The following is a 19955-nucleotide window of genomic DNA, read 5'->3' as shown; positions in this document are numbered from 1 at the left end:
CCTCCGAGCGACAGGCAACCCTCCCCGCGTCGTCGTATACTTCTCCGCGACCCTCCCAATGGCAGGGTGAAGGCGTAAGCACCTGATCGATAAGAGGTCAAAATCCGCACGAGTTCGGCCGCCCATCTCGGCGTTCGGCAGGGACGATTCGCCGCGTCTGCTAGCGCAGCGTCAGTAGAAACGCGACCAGATCGCGGACTTCGGATGGGCTGAGGACGGCGGTCATGTCGGGCATCAGTGAGACCTTGGTTTTAGCGATGTCGTCGATTTCATCGGTCGGGATCTTGATCTCCTTGCCTTCGGAATTGATCAACACCGTCGTCGTATCGTTTTCACTTTTGATCACGCCCTGAATGACGTTGCCGTCTGCCAACAGCAAGGTTTGGGCGTTGTACTTCGGTTCGATATCGGCACTGGGAGAGACGATCGCGCGGAGCAGATGATCGACATCGCGCTGCTTGGCGATCGTTGTCAATTCCGGCCCGATGTCGCTGCCGCGTTTTCCGATGCGGTGGCAACGACTGCACTGAACGCGTAGATCCGTGCGGAAGATGACCTCGCCACGCACGGGATCGCCTCCGTCGCGACACATCGCAAACTCGCGGAACTTTGCCGCGGTGATCGCCACCAGTTGCGGAGTTGCTTCAATCCTCGCCAGCGTCTCACGAATCGTGGCGGAGTGATCACTCCGCGTCTGCAGTGCTTGATAGACGTCCAACTGAATCGACTCGGACAACGATCCGTCGGCGAACCGGTCGCCCAAGCGAACCAGCATCGCATCGGTTTTCGCCGTGCCGAATTTGGCAAGCGATTCAACACAGGTTTGGCGAACCGTTGCGGCGTCGTTGTCCAGTTGGTGTTGGATGACCTGGATCGCTTTGTCGGCGTTCCAACCGGCCAGTGACCGGATGGCGCTGGCGGCGATCGAAGGCGTGGATGCAGCGGAAAATTCGACGAACAGTTGGTCACGGGCATCACGGGCGATGTCACCCTCGGCCGACGCGAGCGTGCCGAGCGCTTCGATGCGCAGGCGCTCGGGAGACTGTGCGTCGCGGACCAGCGCGATCAGGGCATCCATTGAAAGCGGGATTTTCAGTTGGCGTGACGCTTTGACGGCCGCGACCCGCAGCGACGTTTCGCTTTGGCGGACCAGTCGCGTCAACAACGCGCTCGCGCCGTCTCGATCCAGTCCCCGGTCTTCGGAAAGGTCTCGGCGACGGCCGTCGACACGATCCAACACCGGCGGATCCATCCAATCGCCAAGAGCTTCACAGGCGGCCAGTCGCATGGCGAGTGGCTGCGAAGAATTGGCGATGAACCGCAACACTCGCTGTGAACTCGCTTCGGTGCCCAGGCGAAAGTTGGCGTTGATCGCACGCAGCATCATCGCGGTCGGACGCGATCGATTTTGGTCCAAGACCGCCGCCAAGTCGTCCATGGCATCGGGCAAGGAGAGGTCGTCGTGGATCGCACGGGCGGCTTCGGTCGCGACCCAATCGGAGCGATCGCTTAAAAAGGTGGCGACCGACCGATCGGCTTGGCGGCGGAGCGCCAGCACGGCACAGATCCGAGCCTGATCCGATGGCGAATCGACGCGCCCGGCCAACTGCTGCGGTGTGGCGCATGCGGCCAAAGCGGTGACGGCGGCATGACGGAGGTAATACTGATCGCGTGGCAACGCTTCGGCGAGTTTTAGCAGGGGCTCGGTGGCCGCATTTGTCGGTAGGCGGCCGAGTGCCAGCGACGCATGGATGCGGACATGCGGATCCGGATCGGCCAACAGCGGAACGAACACGCTGGAATCGGCACCGTCGATCTCTCCCAACGTCTTGGCCGTCACCGCACGAATGATCGGATCGTCGTCTTTCAAAAAGGGGACCAGACCATCAGCGGCGACTGCACCGCTGCGAGCGATTTGCCCCAACCCCCAAACGCCGTGCACGCGGGCCAGCTGATCGGATTGTTGATTCGACAACACCGCCAGGAGCGTGTCCGATCGCCGTTTGCCGGCCAACGCAAATTGGGCCCGCAGCCGGACGCGTTGATCGACATGCGACAGCAATTCGGACAGCACGTCGTCACTTTGTTCGTTCCAACGCTGCGACAACCAGTGCACGACGGACTTACGGTTTTCACGATCTTGCGGGCTCAACGCTTCTTCGGAAACATCGATACGTATCACGCTGCCGGATTGTGTCAGCGGGTAACCGCCGCCCCAATCGGCGCCGTAAAGTCCGCCGTCGGGTCCGAATGCGAGTCCGACGATCGGATCACCGCTGCCGATGGAGTGCGCGTCGACCATTCGGAACGAGTCGCCGGAACGTTCGGTGCGGAACGCGTATTGGAACCCGTTGGGAGCGCTGGTCAGGAAGAAGAAATCTTTGTAGGCCGATGAAAGCGCGGCGCCGGGATTGAATTTAAAACCGGCCGGACCGTCGACGTAGTTTGAAATCGGCGGCACCAAGTACGCCGCATGGTCCTTGCCGGCGACTTGCCACAGATTCTCGTCGGTCCAGGGGTTGTACCGGTCGCCTCGGTATTGGTAATTGTATCGCCAGCCGGCATCCATCTGATCGACGATCCAGACGAAGCGTTCTTTTTCGCCGGGCATGTCGGCGTCGTTGTCCACACCGAACAGATTGCCGTATTGGTCAAAGGCGAATTCCTGGACGTTTCTCAGCCCGTGGGCGAACACCTCGAAATCGCTGCCGTCCAGGTTGCAGCGCATCACGCCGCCCCGGTTGGGATAGTGGAATCGCGTGCCGTCCTCGGTGGTCACGGCGATCCCCTTGTCGCCGATCGACCAGTAAACTTTGCCGTCCGGCCCGATGGTCAGCCCGTGCATGTCATGACCGGCGTAGGCGATGTGCAGTCCAAAGCCGGTCGCCATGACTTCGCGGCGGTCGGCGTGTCCGTCACCGGTGGTGTCGGTCAGTTTCCAGACGTCCGGCGCGATCGTCGCCCAAACCGAATCGTCCCAGTGCATCACCCCGGCGGCGATGCCGGTCACCTCGGTTTTGAAATCGTCGGCGAACAGATTGATCTTGTCCGCCGTCCCGTCGCCGTCGCTGTCGACCAGTCGGTGGATCTTTTCGCTGATCACGGCCAAGTCGCGCCAATCACGTTGCCCGTCGGCGTTGTGGTCTTCGACGTGCCTGGCCGCTTCGACTTGATCGCCGCCGATGGCCAGGGCGCGGTGATAGAACGCCCGCTTTTCATCCACGCTGGTCAAACCGACATCGTCGGGAATCCATTGACTGTTGGCGCGAATGTCCAGGTCTTGGATCTTGCGCCGCTGGGTTTGCGTGACATACACGTCGCCGTTGTCTGCCACGCTGATCGCGACCGGATCGGGCACGTTCAGCGTTCCGCTCCAGCGCCGATATTGCAACTCGGGGGGGGCGTCGGGTGACTCGGGTTCAGCCGCATCAACGACGGACATTCCCAGAAACGCGATGGATAGCCAAAGGAGTGGACGCGTGGTGTGGTGAAACAGCATTAAGTGGCGGGCGGTAAGGGGGCAGTTTCGGCGCGAGGGGGCGGGACGCTGCGGAGAAGTGTGCGACGTTCCACCCCTCCATCATACCTGCGCTCACGCGGAAATCGACCGAACGTGGCTACCTTCGCCAGAAGGTGGATCCGGCGGGTTTTCCACGCACTGGCGAGCGTAGCTCCCTCCAAGCGATAGCGTCCAGCTAGAATGTACCTCCCTTCCCGGTTTGCAAGCAGCGCACTCCGACAATCCCACTCCAATCTCCAGCCCAACAACATGACTCACGCCCTTCGTTCGCTCACCCGCCTCGCTGCGATCCTGCTCGGTCTGCTTTCGTTCACGTTGACCTCTCAATGCCGCAGTGTTGCCGAAGACGGATTCGTCCCCCTGTTGACCGATGCGAATTTAAGCGGTTGGGTGCGGACCAACACTCCGCCGGATACATGGCGGTTTGAAGACGGCGTGTTGTACTGCACCGGCAAGCCGATCGGCGAGATTCGCACCGAAAAGATGTACCAGAATTTCGTGATGGAACTGGAGTGGCGTCATCTGGTGCCGCGGGGCAACGCCGGCATCTTCGTCTGGGCCGACGACATCACCGCACGCGGGGTGCCGTTTCATCGAGGGATCGAGGTCCAGGTGCTGGAGAATGCCTATGGCAACACGCGAAGTCACACCACCCACGGCGACATCTTTCCGATCCACGGAGCGACGATGACGCCGATCAACGGCCGGGGCGGAAGCCGCGCGTTCCCCACGCAAAACCTGTCCAAGCCCAGCCCCCAGTGGAATCACTATCGCATCGAATGCCGCGACGGCGAAATCTCGTTGGCCGTCAACGGGACCATCGTCACGCGCGGAAAGGACTGTGTTCCCAGAAAGGGATACATTTGTTTGGAATCCGAGGGTGGAGTCGTCGAATATCGCAATGTCCGAATCAAAGAGCTACCCGGCGGCCAGGTGCCGGCCGACCAGGTCGCCATCGCCAACCGCGGCTACCACTCGCTGTACAGTGGATTGAACCTGGACGGGTGGGACGCCGGCGATACGTCACAATGGAACGTCCAGGATTGGGTGCTCGCGTTTGATGCCGGCGATGACAGCGAAGGAACACTTTCGACGACGCGTTCGTTTACCGATGCAGACTTCGTCGTCGATGTGCGATTGAAGCAATCCAACAGCAACGTCGTCATTGATGCCGGCCAAAACACCCGCATCGATTTGTCCGATCCGGTGATCGCAACGCACCTGGAAAAGCCGGGACGTTGGAATCGCATCGAGGTGGTCACGCGGGACGGCCGACGCATTGCGAAGGTCAACGGAAACCCCGTCACCCTTGAAACCGATGGCGGTTCGGCGAACGGTAAGCTGGTGTTGACCGCATCCGGACCGATCGACTTTGCCAATCTGTACGCCGCCGAGTAACAGAAACCGTGGGATAGGCTTCCAGCCTGTCCTTGCTCGATCGACAACCGTTGGTGTCTCGCCTTGAGGCGATTCCCGGTCGCTGATTTTCAACGATCAAGCAAAGATTTCGCTCACGACCTTGGCTTCCTCAGGGCCGGTCAGCCGGTGGGTTCGTCCACCGTGAACATAGCTCAGGCGGTCGTGTTGCAATCCCATCAGGTGCAACAGGGTGGCATGCAGGTCGCGAAAGTGAACCTTGCCTTCGACCGCCCGGTCGCCCGTTTCGCTGGTGCGGCCGTGGACGTGTCCTTGTTTGACCCCGCCGCCGGCCAGCCAGAACGTGAATCCCCGGTGGTTGTGACCGGTTTCGTCTTTGCCGTCTTCGGGAACCAATCCCGGTCGACCGAACTCGCCGCCCCAAACCAACAACGTGTCCTCGAGTAAACCGCGCGCGGCGAGGTCCTCCAACAAGGCGGCGATCGGAGCATCGACGGTTTCACAGTTGGCTTTCAAATCCCGGCGGTGATTCTTGTGTTGGTCCCAGCCGCCGTGGTTGACTTCGATAAATCGCACTCCGGCTTCGGCCAATCGGCGGGCCAACAGACACTGGCGGCCAAAGTCGGTCGGCCGGCAAGTACCGATTGAGAGCTTTTTGCCGACTCGATAGCGACGCAGGGTCGCGTCGGTTTCGTTGCTCAAATCCAACAACTGCGGCGCCGTGACTTGCATGCGGAAGGCCAACTCCATCGACTCGATCACGCCTTCCAGCGTCGCGTCGCCGTGTCGATCGGACAAGTGTTCTCGGTTCATCGATTGCACAAAATCCAATTGCCGGCGTTTGACCGCTGGCGGCAGATGGTTGCCCGAGATGTCTCGGATGGTCGCCAGCGACATGTCTTCGCCGTTGGTGCCGATCGGCGTGCCCGCGAATCGCGTGGGAAGGAACTCGCTGGAGTAGACCGACGGCTTGGCGGCGTTCAGGCTGACAAAACTGGGCAGATCGGCATTCTCGCTGCCCAGACCGTACGCGATCCAGGATCCCATGCTGGGACGTTTGCGAAGCTTTTCGCCGGTGTGGAGTTGAAGAAATGATTGAGCGTGGTTTCCCGTGTCACAGTACATTCCATTGATGACGCACAGCCGGTCGGCATGTTTGGCGGTTTCGGGCATCAGTTCGGAGACCCACAATCCGCTCTCCCCACGCTGCTTGAACTCGAACACCGACCCGGGATGTTTCTTGTTTCCCGTTTGCGGTTTGTAATCGAACGTGTCCAGTTGGGCCGGACCGCCGCTCATGCACAGAAAGATGATCCGTTTGGCGCGGGCGGGGATCGGTGTTGCCGCTGCCGGTGAGGCTGCCGGTGACGCGACGGCGGATTGTTGCAGCAACGCTTTCAAAGACAGAAAGCCAAAACCACAGGACGCGGTTTGCAACATGGTACGACGTGAAATCATGAAAACTCTCGATCAATCCACGTAACGGAATTCGTTGGTCGTCATCAACGCTTGGACCAGGCTGGCCCAGGCGTGCAAGCGTCGCTGTTGTCGATCGACGACGCCGGCGGCAAGTGCCGTCTCGGTCACGCGAAGGTAGGCGAGCGATTGATCTCGTTCTGTCGGTTCGGGATCTCGTCCCAGCACCGCGGCGAAGATCGCATTCACGCGGTCCGAATCTTCGTTGGAATCCTCATCGATGACCCGTCGGGCCAGTTCACGCGACTGCTGCACCACAAACTCGCTGTTGATCAAGAACAGCGATTGTGTCGGCAGCGTGGTGACATCACGCTGGCCCCGCACACTGACCCCGTCGGGCAGGTCGAACGCGGCGAGTTCTTTGGGTGGGGCGTGTCGCAGCATGCACAGGTAGACGCTGCGATGGCGGGACGGGCGATGCAAATCCGTGGACTCGCCCGGCGGCCAATTGATCAACATGTCAACGCCGACGATCGCCGATCCTTTCGCCGGGGCGTAATCGATCTGGCCGCAGGCTTGCAACATCGCATCGCGGAGCGATTCCGCGTCCAGCCGTTTACGGACGTGGCGCGACAACCAGATGTTTCCCGGGTCCTTTTCCAGCATGTCGGGGTGGGCGTGGCTGCTGAGTTGATAGGTCCGCGACAACACGATCGCCCGAATCATTCGCTTGATCGACCAACCCTCAACGACGAATCGACCGGCCAGATGGTCCAGCAATTCGGGGTGCGAGGGGCGGGCACCGTAGACCCCAAAATCATCCGGCGTGGTGACGATGCCGCGGCCGAACAGGTGCGTCCAAATCCGGTTGACCATCACGCGGGCGGTCTGGGGGTGGTCGGGGTGCGTCAGCCAGCGGGCCAATTCCAAGCGGCCGCTGTGGCGGGGATCAATCTTGATCGACGCAACGTCCAATCCCGCGTTCGAAAGGTCTTGTTTCGCAAGGTCGCGATAGGCCGACAACACGCCGCGGGCGACCGCCGGCCCGAGCTTGGAACCGGTGCCGTTGATATGGATTTTGCAGTCTGTCGGTTTGGCCTTGTCACGAACCCCCATCGCGAACCCCAGCGGCACCGCCGGTCGTTGGCCGATGGGCTGGCCCGACGATTTGTGCATTCCAGCAGCCTGGTCGTCGGTCAACGCCCGATCGAGCACCACGACGTCACCCAGGTTTCCGGAGAGGGGCGCAAAGTTGTCGCTGCGTGCGGCCACTGAGAAGTCGAGGGACCTGCCAAAGGTGGCTTCGAGTTCGCCGGTGATTTCCAGTCGACCGTTGAGAAACACTTTCACATGATTCTTGTCGCGGACCAACGCAACATGATTCCAACTGTTCGGCGGAATCACGGTCGATCCGGGGATCGAAGTCTTTTTCGCGTTGCCGTTGAACACGAACAGTTTGCCGGTACGCGATTTGTCATGATTTCCGCCGACCCCCAGATGGTCACCGGGCAGCGTTTTATTGTCCGATGCGGCGCGGGAAAATAGATACGCCGTGATCGGCCGTGCGTCGTTGTTGACGTTGTTTCGGAACCAGAAGGCGACGGTGTAGGAATCGGCCGGGCCGGTAAATTGACCCCTCAGACGCGTGTCCTTTACATCGGCAAACGATTCGGCCGAATAATCGAGTTCGCGTTCGGGCGTGAGCTGCCGGGGGGCGGAATCCAGTCGTTCGTGGAGCTGCGGTTTCAAGGCATCGACGGCTTGGAAGTAGGCCGCCGGCAACTTGGGCGGCGTCGTTCGGTCGGGACGTTTGCCGGCCGAAGTCAGCTTCGTGTGTAACTGATGAAGCGGTGTCGGCGGTGCGGTCAGTTTTTCGTTTCCCGCGGCGCCGTAGAGTGTTTCGGTGCTGCGAAAGATCCCCGCCAGTGCGTAGTAGTCACGGGTCGGGATCGGGTCGTGTTTGTGATCGTGGCATCGGGCGCAGGCGACGCTCAGTCCCAGCACGGCGGTGCAGACGACGTTGATTTGGTCGTCCACGACATCCATCGCAAAGTCCTTGTTCATCGCGGAGGCCGGTTTGGAACCGATCGCCAGGAACCCGGTCGCAATCAATTGCCGATTTCGTTGCTGGGCGGTGTCGGCCGGCAACAAGTCGCCGGCGACCTGTTCGGTCACAAACCGGTCATAGGGGACGTCGCGGTTGAACGCGTCGATGACATAGTCGCGATACCGCCATGCGTTGGGAAAGGTCGCGTTGCGTCCCAGTCCGTCGTCACCGTTGGATTCACCGTACCGCGCCACGTCCAACCAATGACGGCCCCAACGCACACCGAATTGCGGACTGTCGAGCAATCGGTCCACCAGACGTGTGGTCGCGTCACTGCCACGGCCTTCGAAATCGGCGACAAACGCTTCGATTTGACGTTGCGTCGGCCGCAACCCGATCAAGTCGTGGTACAACCGCCGGACCAGCACACGCGGATCGGCGTCCCGGGTCGGCCCGAGCCCGGCCTGCTCCATCGACGACAGAACAAATCGGTCGATTCGATTGGCCGGCCAACCGGAATCGTTGACCGCTGGAATCGACGGTGTCGATCGTGGAACAAACGACCACAACGCTCCATCGTCGGTCACCGGGACGCGGCGTGATGCCGGTGAACTCTCCGACGCCGGTTCTCGAGGATCGAGCGCACCGAGCGAGACCCAGGTTTCAAAATCCTTGATGACGTGCTGCGGCAACGGAGCCTCGGGCGGCATCTCCACACCGTCGTAACGCAGTGCTTGGATGATCAGGCTTTCGTCGGGGCTTCCGGCCACCAGCACCGGACCGGACTGGCCGCCGACCAACATCGACGGGCGATCATCGACACGGAGGTTTCCGCCCAGATCATCCGAGTCCGCCGAGTGGCACTCGTAACAATGCTCGACCAGCACGGGACGGATCTTCTTTTCAAAGAAGTCGACTCGGTTTTCCGCAACACTCCGGTCGCAGACCAACAACGCGAACGAAGTCCAAACGGCAGCGGCAAGAAGTCTGTGCGGTGTCACAGCGGCGCAGGGCGGGGATCGAGGCGGGGGGAATGGGGGCGATCGTTATTGTGGACGATCGGCCACCGAGATGCAAATTTTTCGAGGCCGCCACCTTTGTGGCCCAACATCATGGATCGCCGTGCAAACGTCGCTCGCTTCGCCGGACGTTGATTCCCCGGGGGGCCACGCTCTGGCGAGCGTAGCTACTTCAAAAGATCGCTGTCGACTAACTTCCCCCAGCGATGATCCCCAGGATCACGATCGCCAGAACGGCGACCAACAGCCCTACGGCGATCATTTTGATCAGCGATTTGGGCGAGGTTCCGACCATCAGACGCTTGTCCTGGCCGCAGATCACCACGCGGTACAGCCGGTCCTTGTAACGATACGCCAACACGTAGGCGGGCAACGACAATCGACGGGTGACAAGTCGACGCAAAACGATCGCGACGCGGACGTTGCGAAACCGGGTGCCGGGGATGAAATGGTTCTGCGCCCGTTCGGCGGCCATCCGATGGATCGCCGCAGAAACTTCTTGTCGGGCTTGCGAGCGTTGGACGTCAAACTGCTCCAGCGTCGCCTCGCGATCGGCCCCTTCGGGGGTATCGCGTTGGGTCGCCAAATCCATCCCCGGGCTGATCGCCGCCGCTTCGCTGACACTCAATCCTCGCGAAGCCGAGACAAGGATGTCGTCGAAATGAATTTCGTTCTGCCCCGAATGCGGCGCCCAATCCGATCGCCCGCTGCCTTCGTTGCTATCGGCCGCCCAACTGACAAAGGCATCGGCATCGAAAACCCAAGCGACCCACCAGAGCGGTTTTAATTGCGTCAATTGGGCCGAGGCGGAGAGGTCCGAGGGGCGGAACCAGCCACGTGAATCCAGCCAGCCCCGCAGCGCCGCGCGGGCTTCGTCGGCGGTGACCGTGAACGGCAAGTAATGTTCGGTCTGTTCCATCGGGTCGTCGATCGATTCGACTTTGACCACGTCGCCACAGAAGGAACAGCTCGGTGCCAAGTGTTTCGGATCGTAGGCGATCGCCGCCCCGCAACCGGTGCAGCGCAGGATCTGTACGGCCATTTTTTGGGGGGCATCCGCTTCCGCATCCAAGGCCGCTTGGCCGCAGATCGCGCAGCGCAGATCGCCGGTTTCCAGCGGGGATTCGCAACGCGAGCAGGTTTGCTCGGCAAGACCGGTTTCGCTCATCCCTGGGCCGCCATGATCGCGAGGAAGATGATTCCGATCAGCAACAGGACGCCGATCACGGCAAAGGTGACCTTGGCTGCCGAGACCGGCACCTTGCCTCCCACGCGTCCGGTTTGGCCGTTGACCAGGATTTGAATCGGCGGCCGGTCTTCGGCATATCGCACCGCATAGGTCCAGATCGGCAGCAACACCAGATCGATCACCTCGTGCGAAAGGTCGGTTTGGTATTGCAGGTTGCTGTGGGAATCGCCGGGCATGAAACCCTTGAGCATGTCACCCACTTTGGCGATGGTTTCGTCGTGTGCCAAACGGAAACAATCGTCTTGGCTGCGCGAGGGTTCCTCGGCAAGCCAGCCGGAAATGAAGGAATCCGAATACCGTCGCAGGGCGCGCAAGTCGAACGGTTCGACGGCTTCCAAAGCCGCGTTGGTGACACCCTGTGAGGCGCTGACGACCACGTCGACGACGTAACAACAGTGGTTCCCGCTCAACGGACGCCACTCGGTTTTGGTCACCGTGCGGGTCCGCGTGACCGTTTTGCCCTTGGAATCGGTCGTCGTGTAGGTTTCCGTCTCGGTGTAGTTTTCTCCGATGCTGGCCGAGTACTGCGTGTTGGCCACCGCGGCGTACAGGTAAGCCGGAAGATAAACGCCACGTGTCAGTTCCGGAACGGCGGCCTTGAAATCCGATCTTGCAAACAGGTGGCTGCCGGCGATCCAGCTTTTGACCGCGTTGGTCGCATGCTCGTGATCGATGACGAATCCGACCAAAAACGTGGGCGAAGGGCGACCCGGCGACGGCGGACGGCTGACGATCGACGGCGACGCACAATACGGACAAAGCGTCGAACGCATGTGCGATTGCAAGACCAATTTCGCGCCACAGGACTGACACGAAATCTCCAGCTGATCGGACGTCGAATTGGCAAGGTCGGTTGCCATGAATCTCCTGCAAACCCCTGACGGAAAAGCGTTAGTGTAGCAGGCTCGGCCGACGCGGTTGTGGGGCGGAAGAGCCGAAATTTTTTGCAAATGAATTGACAGACCGGCGTGCAGAAACCGAAAAGATGTCTCTGTAGTGCATGTTTGGCCGCGCCGCATGCTGTTGCCCTGACAGAGGCAGACGCCAAGGTTTGGCATCTCGCTGACTTGTGACTGGAGGAGAAACGCAAGTGAAGTACGAATTCTTCGATACCTATGCGACCGGTCCTCGCGGAGCGGTGATGCATTTTGATGCGATCGTTCCTAAGGGGACCAGCGAACACGACCTGCGGCGATTGATTCACGATTACGTCGGCGGCAAGGACCCTGAAATCGAAATCCGGCGGAACGACTGGAAATCGTCCGGACGGGGGCGGGTCGACGCTGCCGCCATCGCCGCGCTGCGGCAACACGGTTTCGCCGCCGTGCCGTTATCAAATGCGATCCGAAACGTTGCCTGAACCGGGCTGGAATCCGACGTCCGTGAACATCCCCACGGTGCCGCCGCGACGGAGAAATTGGGCACCCCGGAATCCCTCTTGACTCGCCGAATTAAATCTATGCCTTTTGGTGCAAGAAAGGGCGTCGCCTGGTTCGGCGATTCGTGTGCGGGCCGCCGGGCCGCCGTTCCAGCAGAGGAGGTCCCTCGCGCATCGGCGAGATGGGGGTGGTCGCTCCCCGGTCGTGAAATCCAACCCCACGAGAGCACCACCCATGAAAAAACTTTGGCTTGCCTTCGCAGCGGTGATGGTCCTGTCCTTTCCGGTGTTGGGCTGGGTGGGGACACGCATCTTTCAGGATATGCCACCGATTCCGGACAAATTCGTCACCACCGAGGGCGTCACGCTGATCGACAGCGGGGAGATCGGCGAAGGCCAAAATGTCTGGCAGCCGATGGGTGGCATGCAGGTCGGCAGCGTCTGGGGCCACGGCAGCTATGTCGCACTCGATTGGACGGCGGACTGGTTGCATCGCGAAGCCGTCTTCATCCTCGACAAATGGGGAACGGCAGAATTCGGTAAGCCGCACGACGAATTGAGTGCCGAACAACAAGGTCAACTTACCGGTCGACTGGCCGGACAATTGCATGAAAACAATTATGACGCGTCCACGGGACGCAGCGAACCCCGCGATCGACGCTCTCCGTCATTCTGTCTCACCATCCCTGCAACTCTACCCCGAATCTCTCCATGAACATCTCCAACCTCGCCACCGAAATTGAGATCCAAGACGGCAGCACGGTCAGCAAGACACTGCATCAGGATGACTCACTGAAGATCGTTCTGTTCGGCTTCGATGCAGGTCAGGAACTGTCCGAACACACGGCATCGGTTCCGGCCATCATGCACTTCATCGACGGCGAAGCCGACGTGACTGTCGGCAAGGATGCGTCCAAAGCCGGCCCGAACAGTTTCTATCGAATGGACGCGGGCGTCCCCCACAGCATCATGGCGAATCAGCCGACCAAGATGTTGTTGCTGCTGCTCAAGGGAGCGAAACCGAATGCCTAAGCCAGCGGCCAAGTTTTGTGACGATGACGGGCGAGACCAAGTCGCCGCCTACGACAAGATGCGAAGGAGGTGTCCGGTCGCGCTGAGTGACTCGCAAGGTTGGTCGCTATTCCGGCGGTCACCCGCAAGAACGTGTCGCCGGAGAGTTGCTGTATTGAAGGACAGCAGCACCGCACGCGGTGGAAGCGATCGAAGACACGTCGGTTTTGGTCGCGATTCTGTTGTCGGCATTGGTGATGGCCACGGGAATTGTCTCCCAATGCTGATCACACTGGGAGTTTGGCGGCACGTTATCAAGCGATAGCAAGTCGCATTATGATCCTCCGTACTGGAGTCTCGTCTTCCCCCTCGGTATGTACACAGCCCGCACTTACCGCGATGAGCAAGAATTCATGGCGATGCTGTTGGCCATGGCATCGCAAGCGTCCGGCGATGAATCTCGCGACGTCGTGATGAAAGCGCTTTCGCAGTACGCCCGTGACCACATGCACGATTGGTTACCGGCAGCCTTTTGGCAGAGGTGTAAAGCGACCCACCTGGAGTATTTCAGCGCGGTCTCGCAATGGCGATTTGTGTTTTGGCATACGCCGTCGGATTTGCACCAATGGCCGTCGGATCGGTTGCCCGAGAATCATCTCACGCCGATCACTGACCCTGGCGATCCGTATCAATGCGGGGCTCCAGGCCTGCATCAAATCAGGGTAAATGGAAGTGTGGAAGATGCGACCGGGGCACAGCAAGACGTTCTCAGCAACGTTGCGGCGTCATCCTGTTTGCCGGACACGCGAGCGTCGGTGACCTGCGTGCGGCGAGTGTACTATCGCGGTACCGTCAGCGCGATGATGTCGAGGTGGTAATCGGTATAGGATCTTAGCGTCCCGCGAGTCCATAAGACCACTCGGGTGTCGGATTCCGTGTTTGCAATGACCGGCCGCAGGTTGTCTACGCTGGAATCTTTCGTCAACGCGGTCCACGTCCAGGTCGCGCCCGAGTCACTGGTTGTGCCGGCGAACAGTTCCCAGTGTCGTTGTCCGTCGGCGCGACTGATCAGCGGCGTTCCGGAATTGGGGTCCGCGTTGGTGGAAATGACGGCGTAGTCGGGGTCGCGTGGATCGAGCGCAACCAAGCCCGTGTAGTCGTCTTCGCCGGAATACAATTTGGTTCCCGCATAGGCCATTTCGTGCACGTGCCAACGCGTTCCATCCCAGCGCCCATCGTAATAGCGGTGATCCAATCCGCCGGCACCGCGGCGATTGCGTGTGGCGGCGCCGTCGACCTGGACGGAAAACGCGACCCGCGGATGGCCGTTCGCGTCGATCTTGATGTCGCTGGCCCAGGCGACTCGGTCGGCCCGTCCCGCAAACACTTCGGTGAAGGCGCGCGGTTTCAGCGGTTGGCTGGTCGCCGACGGGGTCGCCAAGACGGTGCCGTCGGACGCCAATAACTTGCCCGCCTTGTAATAACCGTGATACAGGCTGTTGTCGTAAGCCCTCGGGTGGTCATCGGTGGCGATGAAGTGGATCTCGTCGTGGCCATGGCTCGCATAGCAAACATAAGGTCGCCGGCCGTCCATGCCCGTGTACCTTGGGTCGCTTCTTAGGTCGGCGGAAGTTCGCTGCATCAGTCGCCAGCCGTAGCTCCACGTCGACCCGCCGTCGTCGGAAATGTTGCAGTTGGGGTTGAAGCCGCGTCCGCGATGGAAATTAAAAATGCGATCATCTTCGCCGGGCAAGCGGTAAACATTGGAGTACGTGTAGCCCGCCCCGACATCAAACTGTTGCTCCTGAGTCCACTCGCTGAGATCGCCCGGACGAAGCGTGACCCGTGATCGCTGGAAATGATCGTTGCCATGTTTACCGTAAACGGCCAGCAATCGCCCATCAGCGAGCAGGCAGAGTCCCGCGACGGCATGGTCGTCACGTTGAAGCGTCGCATGCAGACAGAAATGCGAGGTTTCACCGCTCGACGGATTCAGTTTTGTCACGACCAGATCTCCGGCATTCCAATCCCCATGGTCATCGCCGGAAATGGAAGTGAAAAAGACTTTGCCGTCCCATCCGACCGCACGTTTTCCCTGAAACCAACACCATCCGCCGTTCTCTTTCACCATGATCGGCTCTGCTGCATGCAGGCAGCCGACCGAAAGCAACGTGAAGAGGGCGGCCAAGAAACCCGTCGTTTTCAGACGCGAAGTCCATTGATTGCACATGAAATCATCTAAAAAAGGACACGTCATCGCTAATCGCCACTGACACCGATTGCGGAGATTCAGTTTCGCTCGGCAGGTTCAGTGACGTCCCTGCAACCGATCGGCGTCGTTGGTCGCGTCGAGATGGGCGAGAAGGTTGGTCAAAAAATGGGTTGGTCAAAAAATGGGTTGGTCAAAAAATGAGAAAAGAGAAACAGCACACGAGTACATCTGTCTTCCTCCGGCGAAACTCTTCCTTTTTGGGCCCTTTCCACGTCGTCCAGCGGGCGTGTTGAATCAAATGTGGTGGCGTTCAGCGAGAAGTGTCAAAAAAGTTTCGTCAAACCGCAACGGTCATCCAGATCGCACTGGCCACGGTGCCGGCGACCAAGGTCCATCCGACACGCTTGAGGTGTTTGGCGGGCGGTGGCCAAAGCATCAAGTATAAACTGATTGCCAGCATCGGGAGCGTGACCAACGCAAGCGAATCGGTGAGGACGACAAGTCCGGTCGCGAGCGTGCTGAGCGACGCGATGGCCGACCAATGGACCGTACGCGAATTCCGTTTCTGGGCCGCGATCACGCCGCGAACGGCCATCGTGGTGGCGGCAAAACCGATCAGCCACGTCGTCCAGATTTCGAAGGCCTGGTTGGTGGGAATCGCTCCGGCCAACAGGATCGGCACACAGGGGACCGACAGTCCAACAACTCCCCACAATTGGCCGGGCAACGAGCGATGGGTCCCCGCGACGGCCAGTGCAAAACTGGTCGTTGCCAGGGCGAGGCATCCCAGCAGCGCGATTCGGACCGCCGCGGAACCCATGAACATTGCGGCGCTTCCGCAAAGCAGCGTCAGCGCGAGTAGGACGAACAAACGACGTGCTGCCGCGGGCGTGGAACGTTGCGCCCGCGAACCCCGATGCCCCCAAGCGACCAACAGCGGTTCGTGGGCCAAGAACCCGGTCACTCCGGCGATCGCAACGCAAACGCCCGCGACTGACGGGCCGGCGATCAGCAGCGATGTCGCGATCGGAATGCCCAGGATCGCGTACGCGCCGTGCTCCTTCGGTTTCAGCGTTGCCGCCGGAGTGACGGCGTCGGCCTTGGGGTTCGGTAACGTCGCGGTAGCCATGCTAGCTCATCACTGGTTTCTGCACGATCGTCCGTGAGCCTGTCCGCAAGGCGTTGGCGATTCGCTCGGCCGCTTTTTGTCCGCTTTCGATACAGCCCGGGACATCGACACCGTTGAGTGAGTTGCCAGCCAACGCGAGCGTCTCAAATGGTAGAAGTCGCTCGTTGATCTTGGCGATTCGATTCTGGTGGCCGACGTGATACTGCGGCATCGCATGCCGCTGTCGGGTGACGTGGCGCATCAGTGGTTCACCACTGATGTCCAGCAACTTCGCAACTTCCCAGTGCGCAAGTTCCACCAGCTGGATGTCGGGCAAACGCAGCAATCCGCTCTGGCAGGCACCGCCGATGACGGTCACACGGCGATTCATGATCGGATCCTCTTAAATCGTAGCCATTGCGTCAGGAGTGTAGGCACGTGCGCGGCTTCCGCCACAGACATGACGAAATTCATAGAACACCAGCATCGGGCTCTGGTCAAGCGACGTGCGGGACCGCAGATGAGACGGTCGCGTCGCAGCAGGTCTGGCAGCAATCATGGTCGTCAAACCGGTGGGCGGTCGGGGCATCGTTGTGTCTTGAGTCTAATGCAATGTGTATCTTTTGGTGTAGGAATAGGGCGGCAAAAACACGCGACGTATTGTCGCGTGTCTCGTCCTGGGGCAGGAAGCCCGCGGTGGTCGTGGCGTGTCTGGACCCCTCTGGGATTTCCTGCAAGGTCGCCAAAGCGACCACCCCGTCATTGCCCCGTCGGCCAAAACGCCTCCTGGCGCTTTTTCTAATCAGGTGAGACGCACGGCTTTGTTGCCGATCACGTTCCCGCTGACAACAGCGGCGGCCATCAATCGATTGCCGTGGAAGCGTGCGTCAACGAAGGCGAAGATGCCGCGCGGCTGTGACCGTCCGGACTACCAGGCGTACTCCTCATCGAGTTCGCAATTGCCCGGTGGATTGTTCGGATCGGGTTCGACGCTTCGCGAATTCGGTCCCGGGTTGGGACTCTCAGGCATCGACAGCGTCTCTAATCTGGTTCGACGGACCCCGCTGCGACTACTTGAGCCAGTGTTCAAAGAACGCGTAGATCATCTCGTTGGAATCGGCGTTGGGGGAATGGTCGGGGCGGTTGGTCATCATCACGCGATCGCTGTGACCGAGAACGCGGTTGACGGCGACGGAGTGATTGAGGGCTTGCCAGCGGCTGACCGGGTCTTCCGATCCGCCGGAAACCAAAAAGGGGCGTGGCGCCATCAAAGCGTGTAGTTCATGCAGGTCATGTCCTTCGGCGACTAGACGCGGATACAAACCGCGCGCCGGGTTGTCGTCCGTGATGACACCGCGTTTGCGCCAGGGTTTGGGATGAAAACCCAGGTACCACGGTTCCCAGTAATTCACGCTCGGTCGTGATTCATCGAAGACAATTCCCGCATCGGACCATGCAGCACAGGCGAACTTGTCGAACAGACACGACGCGAACATCGCCCACTTGCCGCCGAACGAATGACCGACGATGCCGATCCGTTTCGAATCCACATCGGGGCGATCGGCCAGCACGTGCCAGGAATTGGCCGCCGCGTAGCCAAGCATCGAAAGCGGTTGCACCTCCGCATCGTCGATCGACGGGTGATAAAGCGCGTACGTCTTTGCTTCACTCGCTTCGGTCGTGCCGATCGACAACGTGACAAAGCCGCGACGGGCAAGTTGCAGTGCAAAGTCACGATGCGGGTTGCCGTCACCGATCGCCGTTTCCGGTTCGTAGTAAACCGTCACGACTGCCGGGAACGGTCCCGCGCCGTCGGGTCGCAACAGATAGCCGGTCGTCGTCTCGGTCGGTGTCCAGCGGAAACGGATTTTCTGTTGGGTGAATCCATCGCGTCGCCGGGAGTCCAGTACTTCCACGTCGGGATCGGTGATCAACGGTGGCCACTTGCCGAGCAGGTCCTGCCAGGTCGACAAGATCTCGGATCGTCGGCGACGCCAATCTGCAGGAGTCTGCGCGCGTGATCCGTCGGCGAAGTCCAGCGGTGATTTGTCATTGCCCAGGTCGTCGGTGTACGCTTTCGGCGGCCGTGTGTAGGATAGCAGTTCGCTCGCGTGCGATGCCTCGGGAGCGCCCGTGCCGGCGAAAGTGGCGTGACGATTGGGGCGGTTCCATTTCAGCTTGGCGACGAAGATGCTGTTGTCGCTGCCGTGCTTTTCGACGCCCCGCGGCTGCATCCACTCGGTCACCGTCACCCAGGTTTCATCGGGTGAAACATCGACGACGCCAAAGTTGCCCAGCCGCGCGCCACGCTCGGGCACCAACACCTGTTCGCTGTCGCGGATCACATGCAGCGATTCCGGGTCGACACGGCCGATGAACAGGGGCGCGCGATGGCGAAAGACATGGTCGTTGTCGGCACCGCGTCGGGTGTAGACCAGGAATAGTCCGTCGCGATGGGTGACCCAGTGCTGTTGCGTGTTGTAGTTGCCCAGGTCGCTGCCATCGTCGAACGTCCAAGTCCGCTGGGGTTCGAAGTGCAATCCGTCGTCGCTGATGCTGACGTAGCCTCGCTCGTCGTTCCGCATGGTCAGATAGAATTTGCCGCCCCATCGCGTCAGCGAGGGTTCGTACAGGCCCCGTTTGATCGGAACCGTCAGCGCGTTGCCGACTTCAACGAAGTGCAGCGTTTCGCCATCGAAGCGGCAGCGACAGACCGCCGTGGAATATTGTTTCGTGTCCGGCGCTTTGAAGTAGAACGGGATCAAGACATCGCCGCCGGGCAGATCGACACGCTGCACGCTACCTGATCCGGCGTCTTGAAAACGCGGCTCGTCGGGCAGGTTGACGGTCTTCCATTTGGACCAACGCTCGGCCGGCGCGTCGTAGACGGCGTAGGCGATACCTCGTGGGCGAACATGCATCACTCGGTTATTGCGGTACCAAACCGATTGGCCGATGCCCAGCAATCGTTGGCTAGCGGCATGCCACTTGGGCTGGAAATCACAGACCGTCGTTTCGTCGCCCGGCTCAAGCAAGTGCGGCGCGATCGATGCGCCGGTGGGAAGGGCGTCCGACGGGCCGCCGACGGTCTCGCGAGCAAACGAGTCGATCGGCGCCAGGTCGGTCCAACTGGTTGCCAAATCGTCGGTCGTCGATGCGTGCAGTCGGTAAAAGACATCCGAACCGGTCAGCAGCAACTTCTGCGTCGTCATCACGACCAATGGATGATCGGAGTCGTTTCCTTGGACGCCGGGCGGAATTGCCCCGGCGCGTGCATGGACCCAACAGGTCTGGCCGTCGAAACCGCTGTGGGCCACCGTCCGCTCGAGGGTAAACGAGAGATCGTCGGCGCGCGCGGTGATGGCGAAGAGGGCAAGACAAAGGGGAAGGATGGAGCCGGTTTGAATGCGGGAAGACGGTGGGGAGGGGCCGAGGTGGGGCATGGCGTGATGGAGTGGGGAGTGGGCAGAATGATGGGGGCAAAACGATGGGGGGCCGGTGAATGATAAACAATCTTTGATGAAGATTTGGCGGAAGGCGACGTAAAGAGTGGCGAAATTGGGTTTGTGTCCCGGCGGAGACCGGCTGTCGAGAAAGCGTCGTGGGCGGTAGTCTGTC

At 60.4% G+C, this 19955-nt stretch carries 14 protein-coding genes; 5 read left to right on the top strand and 9 right to left on the bottom strand.

The features are described 5' to 3' along the window. Positions 1-160: 160 nt before the first annotated feature. Positions 161-3442: a DUF7133 domain-containing protein gene (locus tag H1B37_RS09655; protein ID WP_182866438.1), complete on the bottom strand. Its 3282-nt coding sequence runs from the start codon at positions 3440-3442 to the stop codon at positions 161-163. Positions 3443-3769: 327 nt separating this feature from the next. On the opposite strand from H1B37_RS09655, the gene H1B37_RS09650 reads away from it, so the two are divergent. Beyond that, positions 3770-4918: a 3-keto-disaccharide hydrolase gene (locus H1B37_RS09650; RefSeq protein ID WP_182866437.1), complete on the top strand. Its 1149-nt coding sequence runs from the start codon at positions 3770-3772 to the stop codon at positions 4916-4918. A 96-nt stretch (positions 4919-5014) separates the two neighbouring features. On the opposite strand, the gene H1B37_RS09645 is transcribed toward H1B37_RS09650, so the two are convergent. From H1B37_RS09645 to H1B37_RS09630, 4 genes are all read right to left on the bottom strand, one after another. Next, positions 5015-6355, bottom strand: coding sequence for a DUF1501 domain-containing protein (locus H1B37_RS09645; RefSeq protein WP_182866436.1), 1341 nt, complete (start codon positions 6353-6355; stop codon positions 5015-5017). Positions 6356-6367: 12 nt separating this feature from the next. Continuing rightward, the gene (locus tag H1B37_RS09640; RefSeq protein ID WP_220498132.1) at positions 6368-9313 is read right to left on the bottom strand and encodes a DUF1553 domain-containing protein; all 2946 of its coding nucleotides are present in this window, start codon (positions 9311-9313) and stop codon (positions 6368-6370) included. A 256-nt stretch (positions 9314-9569) separates the two neighbouring features. After that, a complete protein-coding gene (locus H1B37_RS09635; protein WP_182866434.1) occupies positions 9570-10547 on the bottom strand; it encodes a hypothetical protein in 978 nt (325 codons plus the stop codon). Further along, the gene (locus H1B37_RS09630; RefSeq protein WP_182866433.1) at positions 10544-11488 is read right to left on the bottom strand and encodes a TFIIB-type zinc ribbon-containing protein; all 945 of its coding nucleotides are present in this window, start codon (positions 11486-11488) and stop codon (positions 10544-10546) included. Before H1B37_RS09630 ends, H1B37_RS09635 begins: the two co-directional genes overlap by 4 nt. Positions 11489-11718: 230 nt before the next feature. On the opposite strand from H1B37_RS09630, the gene H1B37_RS09625 reads away from it, so the two are divergent. The 4 genes from H1B37_RS09625 (at position 11719) to H1B37_RS09610 (ending at position 13895) form a co-directional block, all read left to right on the top strand. Next, complete coding sequence (locus H1B37_RS09625; protein ID WP_182866432.1) at positions 11719-11988, top strand: DUF2024 family protein; 270 nt, start codon at positions 11719-11721, stop codon at positions 11986-11988. 253 nt (positions 11989-12241) lie between these two features. Further along, positions 12242-12721: a hypothetical protein gene (locus H1B37_RS09620; RefSeq protein WP_286177575.1), complete on the top strand. Its 480-nt coding sequence runs from the start codon at positions 12242-12244 to the stop codon at positions 12719-12721. Then, positions 12718-13038, top strand: coding sequence for a cupin domain-containing protein (locus H1B37_RS09615; protein WP_182866431.1), 321 nt, complete (start codon positions 12718-12720; stop codon positions 13036-13038). Before H1B37_RS09620 ends, H1B37_RS09615 begins: the two co-directional genes overlap by 4 nt. 392 nt (positions 13039-13430) lie before the next feature. Beyond that, positions 13431-13895, top strand: a complete 465-nt coding sequence (locus H1B37_RS09610; RefSeq protein ID WP_220498131.1) for a hypothetical protein — start codon at positions 13431-13433, stop codon at positions 13893-13895. Here the strand turns inward: H1B37_RS09610 and H1B37_RS09605 are convergent. From H1B37_RS09605 to H1B37_RS09590, 4 genes are all read right to left on the bottom strand, one after another. Then, a complete protein-coding gene (locus H1B37_RS09605) occupies positions 13856-15274 on the bottom strand; it encodes a BNR-4 repeat-containing protein (protein WP_182866429.1) in 1419 nt (472 codons plus the stop codon). The genes H1B37_RS09610 and H1B37_RS09605 overlap by 40 nt on opposite strands. A 292-nt stretch (positions 15275-15566) precedes the next feature. Continuing rightward, complete coding sequence (locus H1B37_RS09600) at positions 15567-16358, bottom strand: YwiC-like family protein (protein WP_182866428.1); 792 nt, start codon at positions 16356-16358, stop codon at positions 15567-15569. Position 16359: 1 nt separating this feature from the next. Then, complete coding sequence (locus tag H1B37_RS09595; protein ID WP_182866427.1) at positions 16360-16728, bottom strand: FAD-dependent oxidoreductase; 369 nt, start codon at positions 16726-16728, stop codon at positions 16360-16362. A 679-nt stretch (positions 16729-17407) separates the two neighbouring features. After that, positions 17408-19654 carry a hypothetical protein gene (locus tag H1B37_RS09590; protein ID WP_182866426.1) on the bottom strand — a complete coding sequence of 749 codons (2247 nt, stop codon included), beginning with the start codon at positions 19652-19654 and terminating at the stop codon, positions 17408-17410. Between the last annotated feature and the right edge of the window lie 301 nt (positions 19655-19955).

The organism is Stieleria mannarensis (assembly GCF_014154935.1).
Taxonomy (GTDB): domain Bacteria; phylum Planctomycetota; class Planctomycetia; order Pirellulales; family Pirellulaceae; genus Stieleria; species Stieleria mannarensis.
Note: the sequence above shows the minus strand (reverse complement) of the source record. Positions and strands in the feature narration are given on the sequence as shown.

Excerpts from the sequence above, each read along its gene's own strand:
- H1B37_RS09655 (WP_182866438.1), bottom strand. The coding sequence starts at position 3,442 with ATGTCCGTCGTTGATGCGGCTGAACCCGAGTCACCCGACGCCCCCCCC.
- H1B37_RS09650 (WP_182866437.1), top strand. The coding sequence starts at position 3,770 with ATGACTCACGCCCTTCGTTCGCTCACCCGCCTCGCTGCGATCCTGCTC.
- H1B37_RS09645 (WP_182866436.1), bottom strand. The coding sequence starts at position 6,355 with ATGATTTCACGTCGTACCATGTTGCAAACCGCGTCCTGTGGTTTTGGC.
- H1B37_RS09635 (WP_182866434.1), bottom strand. The coding sequence starts at position 10,547 with ATGAGCGAAACCGGTCTTGCCGAGCAAACCTGCTCGCGTTGCGAATCC.
- H1B37_RS09630 (WP_182866433.1), bottom strand. The coding sequence starts at position 11,488 with ATGGCAACCGACCTTGCCAATTCGACGTCCGATCAGCTGGAGATTTCG.
- H1B37_RS09620 (WP_286177575.1), top strand. The coding sequence starts at position 12,242 with ATGAAAAAACTTTGGCTTGCCTTCGCAGCGGTGATGGTCCTGTCCTTT.
- H1B37_RS09615 (WP_182866431.1), top strand. The coding sequence starts at position 12,718 with ATGAACATCTCCAACCTCGCCACCGAAATTGAGATCCAAGACGGCAGC.
- H1B37_RS09610 (WP_220498131.1), top strand. The coding sequence starts at position 13,431 with ATGGCGATGCTGTTGGCCATGGCATCGCAAGCGTCCGGCGATGAATCT.
- H1B37_RS09605 (WP_182866429.1), bottom strand. The coding sequence starts at position 15,274 with ATGACGTGTCCTTTTTTAGATGATTTCATGTGCAATCAATGGACTTCG.
- H1B37_RS09600 (WP_182866428.1), bottom strand. The coding sequence starts at position 16,358 with ATGGCTACCGCGACGTTACCGAACCCCAAGGCCGACGCCGTCACTCCG.
- H1B37_RS09595 (WP_182866427.1), bottom strand. The coding sequence starts at position 16,728 with ATGAATCGCCGTGTGACCGTCATCGGCGGTGCCTGCCAGAGCGGATTG.